This is a genomic window from Streptomyces atratus, assembly GCF_040655115.1.
Lineage (GTDB): Bacteria > Actinomycetota > Actinomycetes > Streptomycetales > Streptomycetaceae > Streptomyces > Streptomyces atratus_D.
On the sequence record NZ_JBFAJH010000060.1, the window covers coordinates 1 to 16,390 of the forward strand.

15 protein-coding genes and 5 pseudogenes are annotated in these 16,390 nt (G+C 69.8%); 11 read left to right on the top strand and 9 right to left on the bottom strand.

What is annotated here, in order from left to right:
* A pseudogene (locus AB0I23_RS35810) lies at positions 1-366 on the bottom strand (hypothetical protein); the annotation flags it as partial.
* A pseudogene (locus AB0I23_RS41850) lies at positions 363-637 on the bottom strand (dihydrodipicolinate reductase); the annotation flags it as partial. The pseudogenes AB0I23_RS35810 and AB0I23_RS41850, both read right to left, overlap by 4 nt.
* On the opposite strand from AB0I23_RS41850, the gene AB0I23_RS35820 reads away from it, so the two are divergent.
* The gene (locus AB0I23_RS35820; protein WP_359116121.1) at positions 638-1,357 is read left to right on the top strand and encodes a hypothetical protein; all 720 of its coding nucleotides are present in this window, start codon (positions 638-640) and stop codon (positions 1,355-1,357) included.
* 89 nt (positions 1,358-1,446) lie between these two features.
* Complete coding sequence (locus AB0I23_RS35825) at positions 1,447-2,028, top strand: GNAT family N-acetyltransferase (protein ID WP_359116123.1); 582 nt, start codon at positions 1,447-1,449, stop codon at positions 2,026-2,028.
* Positions 2,029-2,076: 48 nt separating this feature from the next.
* Here the strand turns inward: AB0I23_RS35825 and AB0I23_RS35830 are convergent, their stop codons facing one another.
* Together AB0I23_RS35830 and AB0I23_RS35835 are read right to left on the bottom strand one after the other, a co-directional pair.
* Complete coding sequence (locus AB0I23_RS35830; RefSeq protein WP_359116126.1) at positions 2,077-2,919, bottom strand: alpha/beta hydrolase; 843 nt, start codon at positions 2,917-2,919, stop codon at positions 2,077-2,079.
* A complete protein-coding gene (locus AB0I23_RS35835; RefSeq protein ID WP_359116129.1) occupies positions 2,916-4,112 on the bottom strand; it encodes an MFS transporter in 1,197 nt (398 codons plus the stop codon). Before AB0I23_RS35835 ends, AB0I23_RS35830 begins: the two co-directional genes overlap by 4 nt.
* Before the next feature lie 74 nt (positions 4,113-4,186).
* On the opposite strand from AB0I23_RS35835, the gene AB0I23_RS35840 reads away from it, so the two are divergent.
* The 4 genes from AB0I23_RS35840 to AB0I23_RS41855 all read left to right on the top strand — a co-directional run bounded on the left by AB0I23_RS35840 (position 4,187) and on the right by AB0I23_RS41855 (position 6,390).
* Positions 4,187-4,945 carry a DeoR/GlpR family DNA-binding transcription regulator gene (locus AB0I23_RS35840; RefSeq protein ID WP_359116132.1) on the top strand — a complete coding sequence of 253 codons (759 nt, stop codon included), beginning with the start codon at positions 4,187-4,189 and terminating at the stop codon, positions 4,943-4,945.
* 36 nt (positions 4,946-4,981) lie between these two features.
* Complete coding sequence (locus tag AB0I23_RS35845) at positions 4,982-5,356, top strand: helix-turn-helix domain-containing protein (RefSeq protein ID WP_359116135.1); 375 nt, start codon at positions 4,982-4,984, stop codon at positions 5,354-5,356.
* A gap of 139 nt (positions 5,357-5,495) precedes the next feature.
* Positions 5,496-5,942 carry a nitroreductase family deazaflavin-dependent oxidoreductase gene (locus tag AB0I23_RS35850; protein WP_359116138.1) on the top strand — a complete coding sequence of 149 codons (447 nt, stop codon included), beginning with the start codon at positions 5,496-5,498 and terminating at the stop codon, positions 5,940-5,942.
* Positions 5,943-6,216: 274 nt separating this feature from the next.
* Positions 6,217-6,390, top strand: coding sequence for a hypothetical protein (locus AB0I23_RS41855; RefSeq protein WP_436847049.1), 174 nt, complete (start codon positions 6,217-6,219; stop codon positions 6,388-6,390).
* A gap of 223 nt (positions 6,391-6,613) precedes the next feature.
* Here the strand turns inward: AB0I23_RS41855 and AB0I23_RS35860 are convergent, their stop codons facing one another.
* Positions 6,614-7,366, bottom strand: coding sequence for a hypothetical protein (locus AB0I23_RS35860; RefSeq protein ID WP_359116141.1), 753 nt, complete (start codon positions 7,364-7,366; stop codon positions 6,614-6,616).
* Positions 7,367-7,674: 308 nt separating this feature from the next.
* Here AB0I23_RS35860 and AB0I23_RS35865 point away from each other — a divergent pair, with 308 nt between their 5' ends.
* A complete protein-coding gene (locus AB0I23_RS35865; protein WP_359116144.1) occupies positions 7,675-8,676 on the top strand; it encodes a PHP domain-containing protein in 1,002 nt (333 codons plus the stop codon).
* 134 nt (positions 8,677-8,810) lie between these two features.
* On the opposite strand, the gene AB0I23_RS35870 is transcribed toward AB0I23_RS35865, so the two are convergent.
* Together AB0I23_RS35870 and AB0I23_RS35875 are read right to left on the bottom strand one after the other, a co-directional pair.
* Complete coding sequence (locus AB0I23_RS35870) at positions 8,811-9,227, bottom strand: VOC family protein (protein WP_359116147.1); 417 nt, start codon at positions 9,225-9,227, stop codon at positions 8,811-8,813.
* A gap of 10 nt (positions 9,228-9,237) precedes the next feature.
* Positions 9,238-9,612 (bottom strand): helix-turn-helix transcriptional regulator, encoded by a 375-nt coding sequence (locus AB0I23_RS35875; protein WP_359116198.1) that lies wholly within the window; start codon positions 9,610-9,612, stop codon positions 9,238-9,240.
* Positions 9,613-10,152: 540 nt separating this feature from the next.
* On the opposite strand from AB0I23_RS35875, the pseudogene AB0I23_RS41860 reads away from it, so the two are divergent.
* Positions 10,153-10,383 (top strand): annotated as a pseudogene (locus AB0I23_RS41860) (pyridoxamine 5'-phosphate oxidase family protein); the annotation flags it as partial.
* Positions 10,384-10,532: 149 nt separating this feature from the next.
* The gene (locus AB0I23_RS35890; RefSeq protein ID WP_359116150.1) at positions 10,533-12,929 is read left to right on the top strand and encodes an excinuclease ABC subunit UvrA; all 2,397 of its coding nucleotides are present in this window, start codon (positions 10,533-10,535) and stop codon (positions 12,927-12,929) included.
* 257 nt (positions 12,930-13,186) lie between these two features.
* Here the strand turns inward: AB0I23_RS35890 and AB0I23_RS35895 are convergent.
* Positions 13,187-13,594 (bottom strand): annotated as a pseudogene (locus AB0I23_RS35895) (Tn3 family transposase); the annotation flags it as partial.
* 448 nt (positions 13,595-14,042) lie between these two features.
* On the opposite strand from AB0I23_RS35895, the gene AB0I23_RS35900 reads away from it, so the two are divergent.
* A complete protein-coding gene (locus AB0I23_RS35900) occupies positions 14,043-14,711 on the top strand; it encodes a hypothetical protein (RefSeq protein WP_359116153.1) in 669 nt (222 codons plus the stop codon).
* 344 nt (positions 14,712-15,055) lie between these two features.
* Here the strand turns inward: AB0I23_RS35900 and AB0I23_RS35905 are convergent, their stop codons facing one another.
* Complete coding sequence (locus AB0I23_RS35905) at positions 15,056-15,787, bottom strand: flavodoxin family protein (protein ID WP_359116155.1); 732 nt, start codon at positions 15,785-15,787, stop codon at positions 15,056-15,058.
* Between the two features lie 379 nt (positions 15,788-16,166).
* On the opposite strand from AB0I23_RS35905, the pseudogene AB0I23_RS35910 reads away from it, so the two are divergent.
* Positions 16,167-16,376 (top strand): annotated as a pseudogene (locus AB0I23_RS35910) (ABC transporter permease subunit); the annotation flags it as partial.
* Between the last annotated feature and the right edge of the window lie 14 nt (positions 16,377-16,390).

The following is a 16,390-nucleotide window of genomic DNA, read 5'->3' on the forward strand; positions in this document are numbered from 1 at the left end:
CCGTTTCGTACCGTCGCAAGTCGAAACGTAGCCGGGGTACGGCGTGTTCTGCATATCAGCCCAGGTCAGCGACCCACGGAAACGACAGGGGAGCCCGAAAACGTCGGTGGTGCGCCCCTGTGTCACCGCGTCGGCGAAATCCTCCTCGACCTTCACACCGTCCCGTTCGGTCCGCCGGTCGAGGCAGAAGAGGCACCCGCCGATCTGGGCGATCCGCAACCGCGCGGCTTCGAACTCGCGCAGTCCCAGGGTTGTGTGGGCGTACACCGACAGCGAGAAGTTCGATGCGGCGATCCCGATCCCGGGCACCATCTCGCCCCACACGTACTCGATCGCGTCCTTGCCCTCGGGGATGTCGACGTTCATGGCTGTCTCCTTCCGAGCCTCCCGTCTGCGGGGCGCAGCGGGACGTCGAGCGCGTCGTAGTTCCGCGTCCACGAGCCAGGCGATGGCGCTCACGAGCCGGCCGACCGCGGTGGCGTTCCCGCCCGCGGACCTGTTCTCGCCCTCGTCGGTGGCCTCGACCGTGACCGGGCAGGGGAGTCGGCTGCCACCGCGACACCGCTCGGGCTGTGCCCGCTACGTCATTACCGAATGGGGTACACCACCGGGCCGCCGCCTGGGGGATGATCCCGGTGTGACCGAGGAACGGGATGCAGGAGCGAGCGCGGGCGGCGACGACGCACGCGCCTGGGACGAGCGGCTGGGCTGGGCGTTCGGATTGATCTCGGACGATCCCGAAGAACGGGCGACGGCGCTTGCGACTCTGGCCGTCGCCAGGAAGAACGCCCGGGACGCTCTCGACCGATTCAACGAGTTGTGGCAGCTGACGCTTCCGCTGGGGACGGAGGAGCAGTACCGGGAACCGGCCTTCCGGCAGGCGTACGAGAGGTACCACGACGTCTGCAACCATTCGATCCCCGAGGGCTTGTGGAACCTCCCGATCGGTGCGGACATCAGGACCTGGCCGGGGCTTCCGTACGCGCTGCTCTTCCTGGAGTGGGAGGCCCGACACCCGCAGGAGTGGACGCGCCACGCCAAGGCCTGGGGAACCAAACAGGGCCTCATACGGGATGTGGCCGTCGTCGGTCATGACGAGACGGTCAGGACGAAACTCATCGACCTGGTCGAGGTCGTCGTCCAGCGGGCCCATCGCTGCAAGGACCGTGAGTACGTGCGCGTTGCCCGGGCCGTGGACTGCGAGGATCTGCGCGGCAGACTCGACACCGCGGCCCGGTCGGACCGTCCATGGGCGCGGTGCCACGCCGGATACGTTCTCTGGCTCCTCGACCACCCCGAGGTCCCCAGCACACGCCATGTCTGGCGCACGTGGCTTGCAGGCGCAACCCGAGGATGAGCCGGGGCGACGGTTCCCCGCGGAGGGCAGGCCCGCCGAGCTCTCCCGTCTGAGGCACGTCACATCCCCGGCCCTGGATAATGCCGGTCATGCCCTCCCTGGTTGCTCCCGCGATTTCCGTCGGCGCTCTGGCCACGTCCGATCAGCCGGTTCTTCCGGTCGCTGGTGATGCGTTGCTGCGCCCCTGGACGCTCGACGACGCCCCGGCCGTGATGGAGGCGTTCCAGGATCCCGCGATTCAGCGTTGGCATGGGCGTACGGCCGACTCCGTGGAGGAGACGCGGGAATGGATCGCGGCCTGGCAGAGAGGGTGGCGGGAGGAGACGGGCGGTCACTGGGCGGTCGTCGACGACGGAGGTGAGACATTGCTGGGCAGGATGTCCTTGAAGTCGTTCGACCTTGCGGACGGCACGGCCGACGTCGCCTACTGGATGGTGCCGTCAGCACGCGGCAATGGCGTCTGCCCCCGCGCGGCCAGGACGCTGGCGCGCTGGGCGCTGGGTCCGGGAGGCTTTCACCGCCTCGAACTCGAGCACTCGACCGCCAATCGCGCATCCTGCCGCGTCGCGGTCAAGGCCGGGTTCGAGGAGGAGGGCGTCCGTCGCGGGGCGGCGCTGCATGCGGACGGCTGGCACGACATGCACGTCCATGCCCGCGTCCGCCAAGGCTGACGGGGACCGCCGTGCGGTCGGGGTCCGGTTCGCCCCCCGGATGGCCTTTCAGGGTCTTTCGTTTGAATCCGGCAGGACCCGCGAGCCCGGCGTGATCCGAACGAGAACCTGGTTCGGGTGGGTGCCGCTCAGCACGGTGTCTCTGAGCACGGTGTCGATGAAGCGGCCGCGCGGCACCGTGTTCGCGGCGAACCACTGGCCCAGACGGTGATCGGCCTCGGGGTGGACGAGTCTGGTGAAGCGCGAGCGCGAGGTGGCCAGGGCACCGGCCACCGCGTGTGTCACGGCCGGGGGAATGATCGTGTCCGTGAGCGGTGTGGCGAGGACGGCGCGGGTGGACAGGGAGCGGAAGACGTCGAGTGCCCGAGACCGCCGCCAGCTGTCCGGCGTGCGGATGATCTCGGTGAATCCCGCACCGAAGGGAACGGACCATGCCTCGGGCGCGTAGATCGCCGGCGCGCACAGCCCGATGGAGGCCACCCGTGATCCGTAGTGCGCCATCAGGTCGGCCACGGTCTGCCCGCTCATGCTGAATCCGATCAGCACCAGCGGGGCGCCGTCGGGAGAACGGCTGTCGATCACGGCTCGGGCCTGGGCGAATCTGCGCTCCAGACTCAGTTCGCTGAGCCGGCCCGAGCTGTCGCCGTGCCCGGAGAAGTCGAAGGCGAGAGCGTGATGTCCGCGAGCGGCGAAGTCCGACAACAGACCGGTGAGGCGCGACGTGTCGCTGGTACCGGCTCCGTGCAGGAGTACCACTGCGGCGCGAGCGGGCGGGGTCGGGTGTGACGTATGCGGGACTGCCGCGGCGCAACTCAGAGTCTCGCCGTCGCACTTCACGGTGAAGTGCCGCAGCGTGCTGCACCCCGGGCTCATGGGGTCCGTGCCGGTCATGCTGCCTCGGCCTCCAGACGGCTGGGGGCGGCGTTGCGCGGCGAGCGGAGTATGCCGGCTGCGCACGCGGCCACGACGCAGAACCCCAGAGGCAACAGAAAGGTCAGGTTGAGCGGGAAAAAGTGCGTCAGTGGTCCGATGACGGCGGGGCCGGCAAGCATGCCGAGATAGCCCAGACCGGCAACACGCGAGACATTCGTCCCGGCGGCGCTCGGGTCGGCGTGGCCCGCGGCGCTGAAGAGCTGGGGGATGCAGCCGGACAGCCCGGCCCCGAACACGGCCCAGCCGACCAGGGCCAGCGGGATCCAGGTGGAGAACGTGGCCGTCGTCAGGCCGACCGCGGCCAGGGCCGCCCCGTAGCGGAGGATGGCGACCGGCCCGAAGCGCATGGACACCCGGTCGGTCAGCAGCCGGCCGATGGTCATGGCGGTCGAGAACGCACCGTAGGCGAGAGCGGCGGTGGCGGCGGGGGCGTTCAGGACGTCCCGCAGATGCAGAGTGCTCCAGTCGTTGGCCACTCCTTCGCAGAGCATGAGCATCAGCGCGAGCGCGGCCAGCGCCCAGATGCGACGGGATGTGCGGGGCGCCGGTTGCGTCACACCGGCGGGAGCCTCCACGGCGGGGGAGGGGGCGTGCCCGGCCGGCAGGAGCCCGCGGGCGGCGAGTGCGGCGACGGCGAGGCCGACGACGGCCACCGAGCCGAGAGTCACCGCCGGGCTCCAGCCCCAGCTGAGCGTGCGCGCGCCCACCAGCGCGGCAAGGACGCCGCCGATGGAGAACGTGGCGTGGAAGGCGGACATGACGGGGCGTCGGTAGCCCCGCTCGACCTGGATGGCGTGGGCGTTCATGCTGACGTCCAGACAGCCGTTGCCGAGTCCGAGCAGTGCGAGAGCGGCCCCCAGCGTCCACGCGTCCGTGGCCAGGCCCGGAAGGACCACCGCCGCGCTGCACAGAGCCGCGCCCAGCGGTACGACGATGCGGGCACCCCACCGGTCGGTGAGCGGACCCGTGATCCGCATCCCCGCGAAGGCTCCCGCGCCGAGGAGCAGCAGCAGCCAGCCGAGCACGGCATGACTGATGCCCACGTGGCGCTCGACAGCAGGGATGTGGACGACCCACATCCCCAGGACGAAGCCGTTCAGGGCGAAGTAGGCGGTCGTGACCAGTCGGCCGGTCCGCAGCGATCTCTCCATGCCGATGAACATATCGAACATCTGTGATGTTCAAAAGCTTCCACTGTGAACATCGATGGTGTTCTATTGTTGATGTGGCGAGCAGAGATCGACTGAGACGGATCACCGAGGCGGTACGCGACGCGGGCAGTGCCGGCGTCGCGGAGCTGGCCGCTCTGACCGGCGCGTCGGAGATGACCATCCGCCGTGACCTGGAGACCCTGGCCGAGCAGGGCATGGTGGAGCGCTACCGCGGGGGAGCGAGGAGCCTGCTGCTGCGCGGCGACGAACCCCCCTTCGGGCTGCGGGCGACGGAAGGACTCGAGGCCAAGCGACGCATCGCCTCCGAAGTTGCCGGGCTGATCGCCGACGGGGAGTCCGTCGTCCTCGACAGCGGCACCACCTGCCTGGAAGTGGCCCGCGCGCTGGAGCGTCGCCGCCTGACGGTCATGCCACTGTCCCTGCACGCGGTGAACGCACTGACCGGAGCGCCGGACCTCACGCTGCTGGTGCCCGGTGGCCGCCCCCGGGCGGGCGAGCTCGCACTCACCGGCCCGCTCGCGGAGGCATCGCTGGCCGCCCTGCGCTTCGACACCGCGGTCATCGGCTGCTGCGGACTGAACGCGGCGAACGGCCTGACCGCGTACGACTTGGACGACGCCGCGGTCAAGCGGGCCGCGATCGCATCGGCCCGCCGCGTCATCGCGGTCACGGACGGCGCGAAGCTCGCCCGTACCGCCCTTGCTTTCGTTGCGCCCGCCACCGCACTGCACGCCGTCGTCACCGACGAGGCCGCGCCCGAGGCAGAGGTCGACGCACTGGCTGTGGTGGGCGTGCACGTGCGACAGGTATGACCTGTCACCTCCGAAGGAGCGGCACGCCGCCGCCGAGTGAGGGAACATCAGGCAGCAGCGGGTCGGCCGTTCGCCGCCCCGTACCGCTCGGCTGTCGGACGTCCACGCCGTCTCGCTGCTGCAGGAGCTGACGGACCGTATCGCCGCCGAAGACGATCGGCCCGACGCGGCCCCGTCGTCCGGCCGCGTGCCTACGACGCGCAGCACAACACCGCCCTCACGGACACGCTCGACGCCTGGCTGAGCACCTTCGGCGATGTGATCGCCGCCTTCGCCGCCGTACACATCCACCCCAACACCTTCCGGTACCGCCTCAAGCGGCTTGCCGTCGTGGCAGGCATCGATCTCCACGACCCGGAGGCCGGATTCGAGGCCATGCCGCAGTTGCGTCTGAGACCGCCCGATTCCTGACCCCGGTCCGCCCGCCGCCGTGACACGCGTACAGTTCGCGCCTTCGCGACGGCGGAATGATGACAGAGTTCTCGGTGCAGTAGGACACACCGATGTCCGCGTGTCCGAATGTCCGTATGCCGACGATGGGACAGATTCCATGCCTCTCAAGGGTGAGTACGAGCCGAGCCCCGCACAGTGGGTCCGCGATCAGGTCGAGCTGTTCGAGAGCTCGGGCGGCACGGAGGGGACCACGATGCGTGGTCTGCCGGTCATCATCCTGACCACGCGCGGAGCCAAGAGCGGCAAGATCCGCAAGACACCGCTGATGCGGGTCGAGCACGACGGAACGTATGCCGTGGTCGCCTCGCTGGGCGGCGCTCCCCAGCATCCCGTCTGGTACCACAACATTGTGGCGGACCCCCGGGTGGAACTCCAGGACGGCTCGGTCCGACAGGACATGAACGCCCGTGAGCTCACCGGTGAGGAGAAGGCCGTGTGGTGGGAGCGCGCGGTCGAGGCGTTCCCCGACTACGCGGACTACCAGCTGAAGACCGATCGGCAGATTCCCGTCTTCATCCTGGAGCCGGCGGCCCAGGCCCACTGACCGAGACCTGGCGGGGGCACCATCCGCGGAACAATTCGCCTCCGCCCACTCCCCATGGCCGCTCGACAGCCAACTGTTCGTGTGAGAAACAGCCCTCACACCGGCTCAGTCACGGGAGGGCCGGTACCCAGCATGCGGGCACCGGCTCGTTCCCCCGGTCACGGCAGGGGATCAGGACTGCCGCATCCGGGATCGCGCCGTGAGGAAGGCGCGTCCGCGTCCCGCCTCGTCGGTGGCCTTGCGAACAGGCGGGCCGCGTGATCTCGTGGGCGACGTGCCCGGCTACGAATCCGGTGAGCCGGGCGAAGACCTCCAGCTTCGCTGCGTCGTCCAGCCCGGCGGTCCGCAGGGCGGCAAGCGTGTGCTCCATCCCGGCACCGGGGAGTCGTCGGTCGACGCCACCGACTTCAACCGGTACGCCTCACGCTCCACGCGGACTCAGCCCTGATGCTTCCCGGGAGCATCCAGGCTGCGCAGCCCTTCGAAGGTGAACAGCCCGACGCATGGACAGCGGGGCGCCACCGGGAAGAGGAATACAGTCCCGGCGCACGACGTCCTCGTCCGCCACCTGGTGGCCCTCCGACGGGTTCTGCCGCGGGCGGGCCACCGTGGCGTCCGGGGAGGGAGTCGTCCACAGCGCCGCGGTGTCACCGGCGCCGCAGGTCCGGGCCTCAGCGGCCGGGCGCGTGCGGGTCCTCCCAGCGGGCGGGGCCCGGGAGGCCGAGCAGCCGTATCAGGTGGAGCAATTCCTCGGAGTCGCCGTGGCCTCGCAGCCGGTCAGGGGCGTGGCGGATGAGCCAGGCGGCGAGCTCGGCGCACATCTCATCCCTGTTCTCACGGCTGTGCCAAGGGAGTAGATCCCCCAGCAGGTCGTACTCCCAGTTCCTCACTGCCTCGGCCAGGTTCCGGTCGGCCACGGGATGACGCAGTTCCGCCCAGACGGTGAGCCACGGACTGAGCTCGGCGGACGCCTCGGCGCACAGGGCCAGGACCTCGTACGCGGGCACGACGGGATCCGGGTCGGTGAGACTGAGAGCCCACCAGGCGTGCAGGAACTCGCGCACCGCCGCGGCCTGTCCGACAGGCCACTGCTGCCAGTGGCCCCGGGCGAATGACCGTCCGGCCTCCCCCAGACCGAAGGGCGGCTCGACGAGACCGCGGACAAGCGCCCTGGCGAACTGAGGCAGGATCCGACGCAGCACGGACGCGTGGTCGGTCCAGTCCGGGGCGTCCCAAGTACGACGCAGGAGGTCGGGGTCCAACTCCGGGTCCGGCACCTTCAACTGCGCGAGTTCCTCCGCGCTGCCCCAGTGGCACTCGCAGTTGGACTCGTCGGAACGGGCCGTCATGCCACGGAAGGTGACGGCCAGGGTGTCCAGTGCAGCGTGGAGACGGAGCCGAGCGGGAGCCTCGTCACGATTCATCGGGAGCGTACGTCCTTCAGGGACTCCAGAGAGCTTCCGCCAGCCGAAGATTCCTACTCTACGTGGCTTGCCTACTGCATGGCGCATGGGACTGGTGGTGGTGTCACGGGGCTGCGCGGCGTCGGCGTCGCTCGGCATCCCGCCGATGGAACGACCGGACAGCGGGCGAATTCCCTGGGCAATGAGCTCGTCGCGGAGGCTGTCCCGGCCTCCGCCCGCGCACGGGATGCCGCCTGCTGCCGGGCTGTGCCAACGTGGAGAGAGCAGCGGCGCAGCCCCGTCGTGCCAGGGCCGGAAACGAGGTGCCGATGGACCCGGTCCATGCCCTGCGGCGGATCGCCTTCCTGCTCGAACGCGACCAGGCCGCCACGTACCGCGTCCAGGCGTTCCGTAAGGCCGCCGCCGCGGTGGGGGCGATGACGGGCGACGAGGTCGCGGAACGAGTGGCGACGGGGTCGCTGGAGTCGGTCAAGGGCATCGGGCCGAAGACGGCGCAGGTGGTGCGTGAAGCGCTGGCCGGAGAAGTCCCGGCTTACCTCCGGCGACGGGAGAAAGCCGTGGCGGCTCCCCTCACGGAAGGGGGCGAAACGCTGCTCGCACTGCTGCGCGGCGACTGCCATCTGCACTCCGACTGGTCGGACGGCGGAAGTCCGATCGAGGAGATGGGACGGACGGCGATCGAGCTGGGGCACGAGTGGGCGGTCCTCACCGACCACTCGCCCCGGCTGACCGTGGCGAACGGACTGTCGCCCGAACGGCTGCGCCGCCAATTGGAGGTCGTGGCCGCACTCAACGAGCGGTGGGCACCGTTCCGGCTGCTCACCGGCATCGAGTGCGACGTCCTTCCGGACGGCTCCCTCGACCAGGAGGACCGACTGCTGGAACAGCTCGACGTGGTGGTCGTGTCCGTGCACTCCAAGCTGCGGATGGACGCGCGGGCCATGACGCGCCGGCTGGTCGCGGCCGTTCGCCATCCGCAGGCAGATGTGCTGGGGCACTGCACGGGCCGTCTGATCACCGGCCGGGGGCGCCCGGAGTCGGAGTTCGACGCGGACGAGGTCTTCGCCGCGTGTGCCGAGGCGGGCACCGCGGTGGAGATCAACAGCCGTCCGGAGCGGCTCGATCCGCCCCGACGCCTGTTGCGGCGGGCCGTCGACGCAGGCGTGCTGTTCGCGATCGACACCGACGCGCACGCGCCGGGGCAGCTCGACTGGCAGATCTTCGGCTGTGCCCGGGCAGAGGAGTGCGGCGTGCCCGCCGGTCGGGTCATCACGTCGTGGCCGGTGGACGAACTGCTGGCCTGGTCATGACGCCGGGCACGGTCCGGCCGTGGCGAGGGCGAAGACATGGAGGTCCGGTGACTTCGCGCCCATGGAGCGGGACGGCCGGCAGGCCTTCAGGACACGTCCGGAACCCAGCCCCCTGAGCGGAGCCCGCCCAGGGCTTACTTCCCGAGGGGCTGGGTGAAGCGCAAAAGGTTGCCGGCGGGGTCGCGGAACGCGCAATCGCGGACGCCGTAGGGCTGGTCCGTCGGCTCCTGCAGCACCTCGCCGCCCGCGGCGCTGATGCGCTCGAAGGTGGCGTCGCAGTCGTTCGTCGCGAAGATGACGCCGCGCAGCAGACCCTTGGCCATCAGCTCCGCCATGGCCTGTCTGTCTGCCGGTGAGGCGTTCGGGTCGGCGACGGGCGGTTCCAGGACGATGTTCACGTCCGGCTGCGAGGGCGCCCCGACGGTCACCCAGCGCATCCCCTCGAACCCGACGTCGTTGCGCACCTCCAGGCCGAGCACATCGCGGTAGAAGGGGATCGCCTTGTCGTGGTCGTCGACGGCGATGAAGCATTGGGAAAGCGTGATGTCCATGCCGTTCACGCTATGGTCGAGCGGCGGGGCCCGCTTCTCCGTTCTTGACCGGCCGCGTGTGGATCTTGGCCATGCATGCCGGGATGACGGCGCCATGGTCATGGTTCCGGGCCCGATAGGTGCTCGGGTTCTCGCCGACCAGCTGGGTGAAGCGCGAGCTGAACGACCCCAGCGACGTACAGCCGACCGCGAAGCAGACCTCGGTCACCGTGAGGTCGCCGCGCCGCAGCAGCGCTTTGGCCCGCTCGATGCGGCGGGTCATCAGGTAGCTGTAGGGCGTCTCGCCGAAAGCGGCGCGGAAGCTGCGGGAGAAATGGCCCGGCGACATCAGGGCGTCACGTGCGAGCGCCGGGACGTCGAGCGGCTCGGCGTAGTCACGGTCCATCCGATCGCGGGCCCGCCGCAGCCGGACGAGGTCTTCGAGGTCCTGCCGTCTCACCTGCTCAGTCTCCCACAGCACCCGAGGCCCGGTGATGAGAGAGCTTGGACGACGCCGTGGAGCCAGAGCTGACCGAGCCAGAGCTGAGCGACCTGCTCAGCGACGACGACCGCGAGGTCGGGTCTCGCGACCTCAGCGTCACCGAGGTCCGTTTCGCGGTCGGCTGGGCGTCCCTGGGCACCTTCGGTACTCGCTTCACCGAGTTGGTCGGTGCGCCCCCAGCACCTTTCGGGGCCAGACAGCTCGCGCGACGGCGGAGATGCCGTCGTGCGTCGCGAAACGGCGGAGATGCCGTCGTGCGTCGCGAAACAGGTGACCAGACCGATCAGGAATCGAGAAGCGCGGACCCCCGAGCCGCAGCTAGCGTCACCGCCATGGACCTCACCGCTCACGCGAGCTTCCTCCCGCGCGACGGCCCGGACGCATCCCCGGCCTCCTGTCGCGACCGCCCGGAGGCGGCCCCGTTGGTTCGCCTTCCCTTGCGGGCTGGGCCGCACCCGCGACGTGTCCATGATCGAGGGCGTCGAGGTCCTCGAGATCGACGCGCTGCCGCAGGAGCGGGGTGACCGGTTCGTCGCGCACACCGGCTTCGACCCGCGTGCGCTCGCCACGCCGTACCGCTGGTTCCGCATCACTCCGCTCCGCATCCAGGCGTGGCGCGAGGTCAACGAGCCACCCGACCGCGAGCTGATGCGCGACGGCCGCTGGTTGGTCTGACGCCTCGGCGGGCGCGCCGCGCGGCCGGGGACCAGAGGCTGCACGGGCCGAATCGAAGGAGAACCAGACGTACGGTTCGAAGTCAGGTTAGATCGAGCCAGGCGACGCGGAGACCGCGAAGGTGGCCCCGCCCGACAGATGGAGACACGATGAGCAAGCCCACGAGGACGGACACGCAGTCGCCTGCGCTGCACGATGCCGACAGCCACGACCTGATCCGCGTACACGGCGCGCGCGAGAACAACCTCAAGGACGTCAGTATCGAGATCCCGAAGCGCCGGCTGACGGTGTTCACCGGCGTCTCCGGCTCGGGCAAGAGCTCGCTGGTGTTCGACACCATCGCCGCGGAGTCCCAGCGGCTGATCAACGAGACCTACAGCACCTTCGTGCAGGGCTTCATGCCGACGCTGGCGCGGCCCGAGGTCGACGTACTCGACGGGCTGACGACCGCGATCATCGTCGACCAGCAGCGGATGGGTGCCGACCCCCGCTCCACCGTCGGCACCGCCACCGACGCCAACGCGATGCTGCGCATCCTCTTCAGCCGGCTCGGGCAGCCGCACATCGGCCCGCCCACCGCGTTCTCCTTCAATGTCGCCTCGGTCCGGGCGAGCGGTGGGTTCACGGTCGACCGCGGTGCCGACAGGACCAAGACCGTGAAGAAGACCTTCACCCGCACCGGCGGCATGTGTACGCGCTGCGAAGGCCGGGGCACCGTCTCCGATATCGACCTCGCCCAGCTCTACGACGACTCCAAGTCGCTCGCCGAGGGCGCGTTCACCATCCCCGGCTGGAAGTCGGACAGCTTCTGGACCGTGCGGGTCTACGCCGAGTCGGGCCTCCTCGACCCGAACAAGCCGATCTGCAAGTACACCAAGAAGGAGATGCAGGACTTCCTCTACCGGGAGCCGACCAAGGTGAAGGTCGAGGGCGTGAACCTCACCTACGAGGGGCTGATCCCCAAGATCCAGAAGTCGTTCCTGTCCAAGGACAAGGAGGCGATGCAGCCGCACATCCGGGCGTTCGTGGAGCGGGCGGTCACCTTCACCACCTGCCCCGAGTGCGACGGCACCCGGCTCAGCGAGGGTGCCCGGTCGTCGAAGATCAAGCGGATCAGCATCGCCGATGCCTGCGCGATGCAGATCAGTGACCTGGCCGAATGGGTCAGCGGCCTCGACGAGCCGTCGGTGGCGCCGCTGCTCGCCGCACTGCGGCACACTCTCGACTCGTTCGTGGAGATCGGCCTCGGCTACCTCTCGCTCGACCGGCCGTCGGGCACGCTGTCGGGCGGCGAGGCGCAGCGCGTCAAGATGATCCGCCACCTCGGCTCCTCGCTCACCGACGTCACCTACGTCTTCGACGAGCCCACCATCGGGCTGCACCCCCATGACATCCAGCGGATGAACGGCCTGCTGCTGCGGCTGCGGGACAAGGGCAACACGGTGCTCGTCGTGGAGCACAAGCCGGAGACGATCGCGATCGCCGACCACGTCGTCGACCTCGGCCCCGGCGCCGGTACGGCGGGCGGCACCGTCTGCTTCGAGGGCAGCGTCGACGGGCTGCGGGTCGGCGGCACGATCACCGGCCGCCATTTCGACGACCGGGCCGCCCTCAAGGAGACGGTGCGCAAGCCCACCGGAACGCTGGAGATCCGCGGCGCGACAGCACACAACCTGCGCGACGTCGACGTCGACATCCCGCTCGGGGTGCTCGCTGTCGTCACCGGCGTCGCCGGCTCCGGCAAGAGCTCGCTCGTGCACGGGTCGATCCCCGCCGGCGAGGGCGTGGTTTCGGTCGACCAGGCAGCGATCAAGGGCTCGCGGCGCAGCAACCCGGCGACGTACACCGGATTGCTCGACCCGATCCGCAAGGCGTTCGCGAAGGCCAACGGCGTGAAGCCGGCGCTGTTCAGCGCCAACTCGGAGGGCGCCTGTCCTACCTGCAACGGCGCCGGTGTCATCTACACCGACCTGGCGATGATGGCCGGCGTCGCCAGCACCTGCGAGGAGTGCGAGGGGAAGCGGTTCCAGGCATCGGTGCTGGACTACCACCTCGGCGGCCGCGACATCAGCGAGGTGCTCGCGATGTCGGTGACGGAGGCCGAGGAGTTCTTCGGCACCGGCGAGGCGCGCACGCCTGCCGCGCACCGCATCCTCGGCCGGCTCGCCGACGTCGGGCTCGGCTACCTCAGCCTCGGCCAGCCGCTCACCACACTGTCCGGCGGCGAGCGGCAGCGGCTCAAGCTGGCCACCCACATGGGCGAGAAGGGCGGCGTCTACGTCCTCGACGAGCCGACCACCGGCCTCCATCTCGCCGACGTCGAGCATCTGCTCGGCCTGCTCGACCGGCTCGTCGACTCCGGCAAGTCGGTCATCGTCATCGAGCACCACCAGGCGGTCATGGCGCACGCCGACTGGGTCATCGACCTCGGCCCCGGCGCCGGCCACGACGGCGGCCGGGTCGTCTTCGAGGGCACACCCTCCGACCTCGTCGCCGCCCGCTCCACCCTCACCGGCGAGCACCTCGCGGCCTACGTCGGCACCTGACCGAGGCCCTCGCGGACACCGTGAGACGGGTTCTCTCGTCTGCTTCGACTGCTGCCGGCTTCGTGTTCGATGGCTTCGAGTTCAGCTGGTCCGGTCCACGGGGTACCCAGCCTGGAGATTCGAGAGGCGGACATCGTGGCGTCCGTCGGGCCGTCAGCGGCGACCCCGGTAGCGCAGGTGCCGCACCCGAGAACGGCCGCCGTGCGCGGGCCGCGCTCAGGGGGATTCGACAGGCGGCAGTTGCAGCCGTGCGCGACCAGCAGCGCGGCCCGCGCCCTCGGATGCTCGCCTGCCTGTCCCGGCAGGTTGAGCGAGGCCGGCACGGTGGGCTTGGCCTGCTCCCACACCTCCCCGTCCAGCAGCTTTGCCCGCGGGGCCCCCACGTGGAGGGAGTTCTTCGCGAACACGTCCCGCCGGCGCAGCATCCGGTGGTCCTGCTGCTGCACGCAGAAGGTATACGCCTTCCAGTCCACCGCGCCCGGCTCCAGGTGCGGAGCCGGGAGAACCAGGCGCCGCCACGAAGCGACGAGCGGACCGGTGCCGGTCTCGGCCGGGCCGACCTTCTTGCGGCCCGTCAACTCCGGCAGCGACTTGAGGGCCTTGAGGACCGGTGGCCCTTCCGGGGTGGCGCCGAACCCGACCACCCTGACCAGCAGCTTCAGGAACCCGCACCCTCCCGAGGGAACCCTGTGCCCGGTGGATGACCGTGAATCTGCGTCAGGGGGTGCGTTTCACTGCGCATCGTGAACGAAGAGACACCGTCGAACGCGGTGTGTCCTCCGGCTCTGCCCCCGGGATGCATGCCGCGGTGCCTGGAGCGCGTCATGGGGACGGCCGTACCTGCCGCGTGGGTGCGGCAGGAATGATCACTGCTCCGCCCGTCGGGTCGCTCTCCGACCGCTACGGCTCACTCCGCCCTCTGGCCACCGCCGGATCCGGCTACCCGACCCGACGCGATGTATCGGCTCGGGTTGCCGCTTCTCGTGCGTACGCCCGGTCGGCCCCCTGGTGTCACACCTTCGATATGCCCGATATGACAGCTAAAGGGGGCATCAGTACGTTTCATCACAGGTCGGCCGTACGGCCGGCGTCTCTGAGACAGGAAGAAGTGACATGACCACGCGTAACTTCGCCGTGACCGCCGCCGTAGTGGGCGCATCGGTCCTCGCGGCCACCGGCATCACCTACGCCTCGGCCAGCGGATCCGCCCCGGCCGCACCGTCCGTCCAGCAGGCCGCCCCGTCCGCGCCGAAGGCCGTGCCGTCCGTCCCCAAGTCCGCCCCCGCTGGGACTTCCGCTGGTGAGGACAGCGGACATGGGAAGGGGAACGGGGGCCGTGACGATGGAGGTCGCGATGGCGGGGGCCGTGACGACGGGGGCCGTGACGACGGGGGCCGTGACGACGGGGGTCGCGATGGCGGGGGTCGTGACGACGGGGGCCGTGACGACGGGGGTCGCGACCGCGGCTCCGACCGTGGCTACGACCGCGGGGACGAGGGAAGAATCCAGTTCAACGATCGGACGTACTCTGCCGCCTCCGACGGCTGCATCACCGCGGCCAGCGGACTGGGCTCAAGCAGCTTCAGCATCAGCAACGACAGCTGGAAGACCGTCGAGGTCTACCGCGGGTCCACCTGCGACAACGGCTCTCCGGTCGCCACCGTCGGCCCCCACGGCGCTACCCACGGCGTCGTGACCCCCACCGTCCAGGGGGGCTTGTTCGCCAATGACGGCGTGGTGGGCAGTTTCCGGGTGATCGGTGACCGCTACGACAGGTGGTAACAGCGCCACCCGCATCACTTGGAACCCTCGGTCCGTCGGAATCGGTCCGGGGTGTCCGGGAGGTCGGCCAGGACCAGTAACGGGTGTCGCGTCGGACAAGGACGCGGCCACCGGGTCCCGACCGGCAGCCGGTGCGCCGTCAACTCCGACGCCAGGAACCCCCGGGGCAGAGCCGGGCAGGTCGATGGCAGAGGGGTGGACAAGCACTCGAGGCTCCTGGTGGATGACGTTGATCTTGGCCGACAACTCATCCACCGGGAGCTTCGGCACATTCCCACGGAAGTCCCTGTGCCCACGGCGGAAGTCTCCTCGGGTCGCTCCGTTCGCCGCTTTGGCCCTCGGTATCAGCGGTGTTCGGGGTTGTCGAAGTCGAAGCGGCAGCCGGCGTCCCACTCCGAGCGCTGGTTTCCGTGCGCCGGGATTCCGCCTGCCTCCTTGAGCAGCCGCGCCAGGTGTATCAGGTTCCACGTCATGAACGTGGTATTCCGGTTGGTGAAGTCGTTCTCCGGGCCACCCGAGTCCTTGTCCAGGTACGACGGCCCCGGACCCGCCTCCCCCACCCAGCCGGCGTCCGCCTGCGGCGGCACCGTGTACCCCAGGTGCTGCAGGCTGTAGAGCACGTTCATCGCGCAGTGCTTCGCACCGTCCTCGTTGCCCGTGATCAGACAGCCCCCAACGCGCCCGTAGTACGCGTACTGCCCTGCCTCGTTCAGGAGCGACGAACACGCATACAGCCGCTCGATCACCCGCTTCATGACTGACGAGTTGTCTCCCAGCCACACTGGTCCCGCCAGCGTGAGGATGTCGGCGGACATCACCTTCTCGTACAGCTCGGGCCAGGCGTCCGTCTCCCAGCCGTGCTCCCTCATGTCCGGCCACACACCGGTCGCGATGTCGTGGTCGATCGCCCGGACCACCGCGGTCGTGACGCCGCGTTCCTCCATCACCGCACGGCTGCGGTCGATCAGCCCCTCCGTGTTGCTGATCTCGGGGGAACGCTTGAGCGTGCAGTTGATGTACATCGCGCGCAGACCGTCGAAGCGGTACGCGTCGTCGGCACGGCCGGGTGTCGGCATGCGGGGGGCTCCTCTGTGCCTACGGAAGAATGTGGGGCCTTCCCCTGGTCTACCGTCACGCACGGGCATTCACGGTCATGGGCGCGCGGATGCCACCCATACGCAGCAGGTGCGGCGCACCCATCGCCTTGCGTGCGAGGTGAGTCCGAGTACCCATGTGCCGCGTCCGCCGCTCCGGCCGAGATCCGCACCCGGGTCCTCGGCAGCCACACGGGACGCGCCTGCGCGCGTCGCCGCCCTCCGCCTCCGGCACGCCCGCCCCACGAACAGTCGATCAAGACGCGCGCGCCCGGTTCCCCACGCTCCAATGAACTCGTGACCGCGCCCCCGGACGACTGCGTCGTCGCGGGACTCGTCCTACTCGCTCACCCTTTTCGTAAGGAACATCCTCGCCGGCTTGCGCGCCGTGCCCGACGAGACCCGGCAGGCCGCGCGCGGTATGGGCCACTGGCCCGTCGGGCTGCTCGTCGCCGTGGAGCTGCCGCTCGCTCTACCCGCCGCGATGGCAGGGCTGAGGATCGCGACCGTCTCCGCGGTCTCCCCGGTCACCGTCGGTGCGATCGTCGGCTACGGCGGGCTCGGCAATCTCATCTACTTCGGGAT

Bases quoted from the DNA above. Each gene is read 5' to 3' on its own strand.
- AB0I23_RS35825 (WP_359116123.1), top strand. From the start codon at position 1,447: ATGCCCTCCCTGGTTGCTCCCGCGATTTCCGTCGGCGCTCTGGCCACG.
- AB0I23_RS35830 (WP_359116126.1), bottom strand. From the start codon at position 2,919: ATGACCGGCACGGACCCCATGAGCCCGGGGTGCAGCACGCTGCGGCAC.
- AB0I23_RS35835 (WP_359116129.1), bottom strand. From the start codon at position 4,112: ATGGAGAGATCGCTGCGGACCGGCCGACTGGTCACGACCGCCTACTTC.
- AB0I23_RS35850 (WP_359116138.1), top strand. From the start codon at position 5,496: ATGCCTCTCAAGGGTGAGTACGAGCCGAGCCCCGCACAGTGGGTCCGC.
- AB0I23_RS35860 (WP_359116141.1), bottom strand. From the start codon at position 7,366: ATGAATCGTGACGAGGCTCCCGCTCGGCTCCGTCTCCACGCTGCACTG.
- AB0I23_RS35865 (WP_359116144.1), top strand. From the start codon at position 7,675: ATGGACCCGGTCCATGCCCTGCGGCGGATCGCCTTCCTGCTCGAACGC.
- AB0I23_RS35870 (WP_359116147.1), bottom strand. From the start codon at position 9,227: ATGGACATCACGCTTTCCCAATGCTTCATCGCCGTCGACGACCACGAC.
- AB0I23_RS35875 (WP_359116198.1), bottom strand. From the start codon at position 9,612: ATGGACCGTGACTACGCCGAGCCGCTCGACGTCCCGGCGCTCGCACGT.
- AB0I23_RS35890 (WP_359116150.1), top strand. From the start codon at position 10,533: ATGAGCAAGCCCACGAGGACGGACACGCAGTCGCCTGCGCTGCACGAT.
- AB0I23_RS35900 (WP_359116153.1), top strand. From the start codon at position 14,043: ATGACCACGCGTAACTTCGCCGTGACCGCCGCCGTAGTGGGCGCATCG.
- AB0I23_RS35905 (WP_359116155.1), bottom strand. From the start codon at position 15,787: ATGCCGACACCCGGCCGTGCCGACGACGCGTACCGCTTCGACGGTCTG.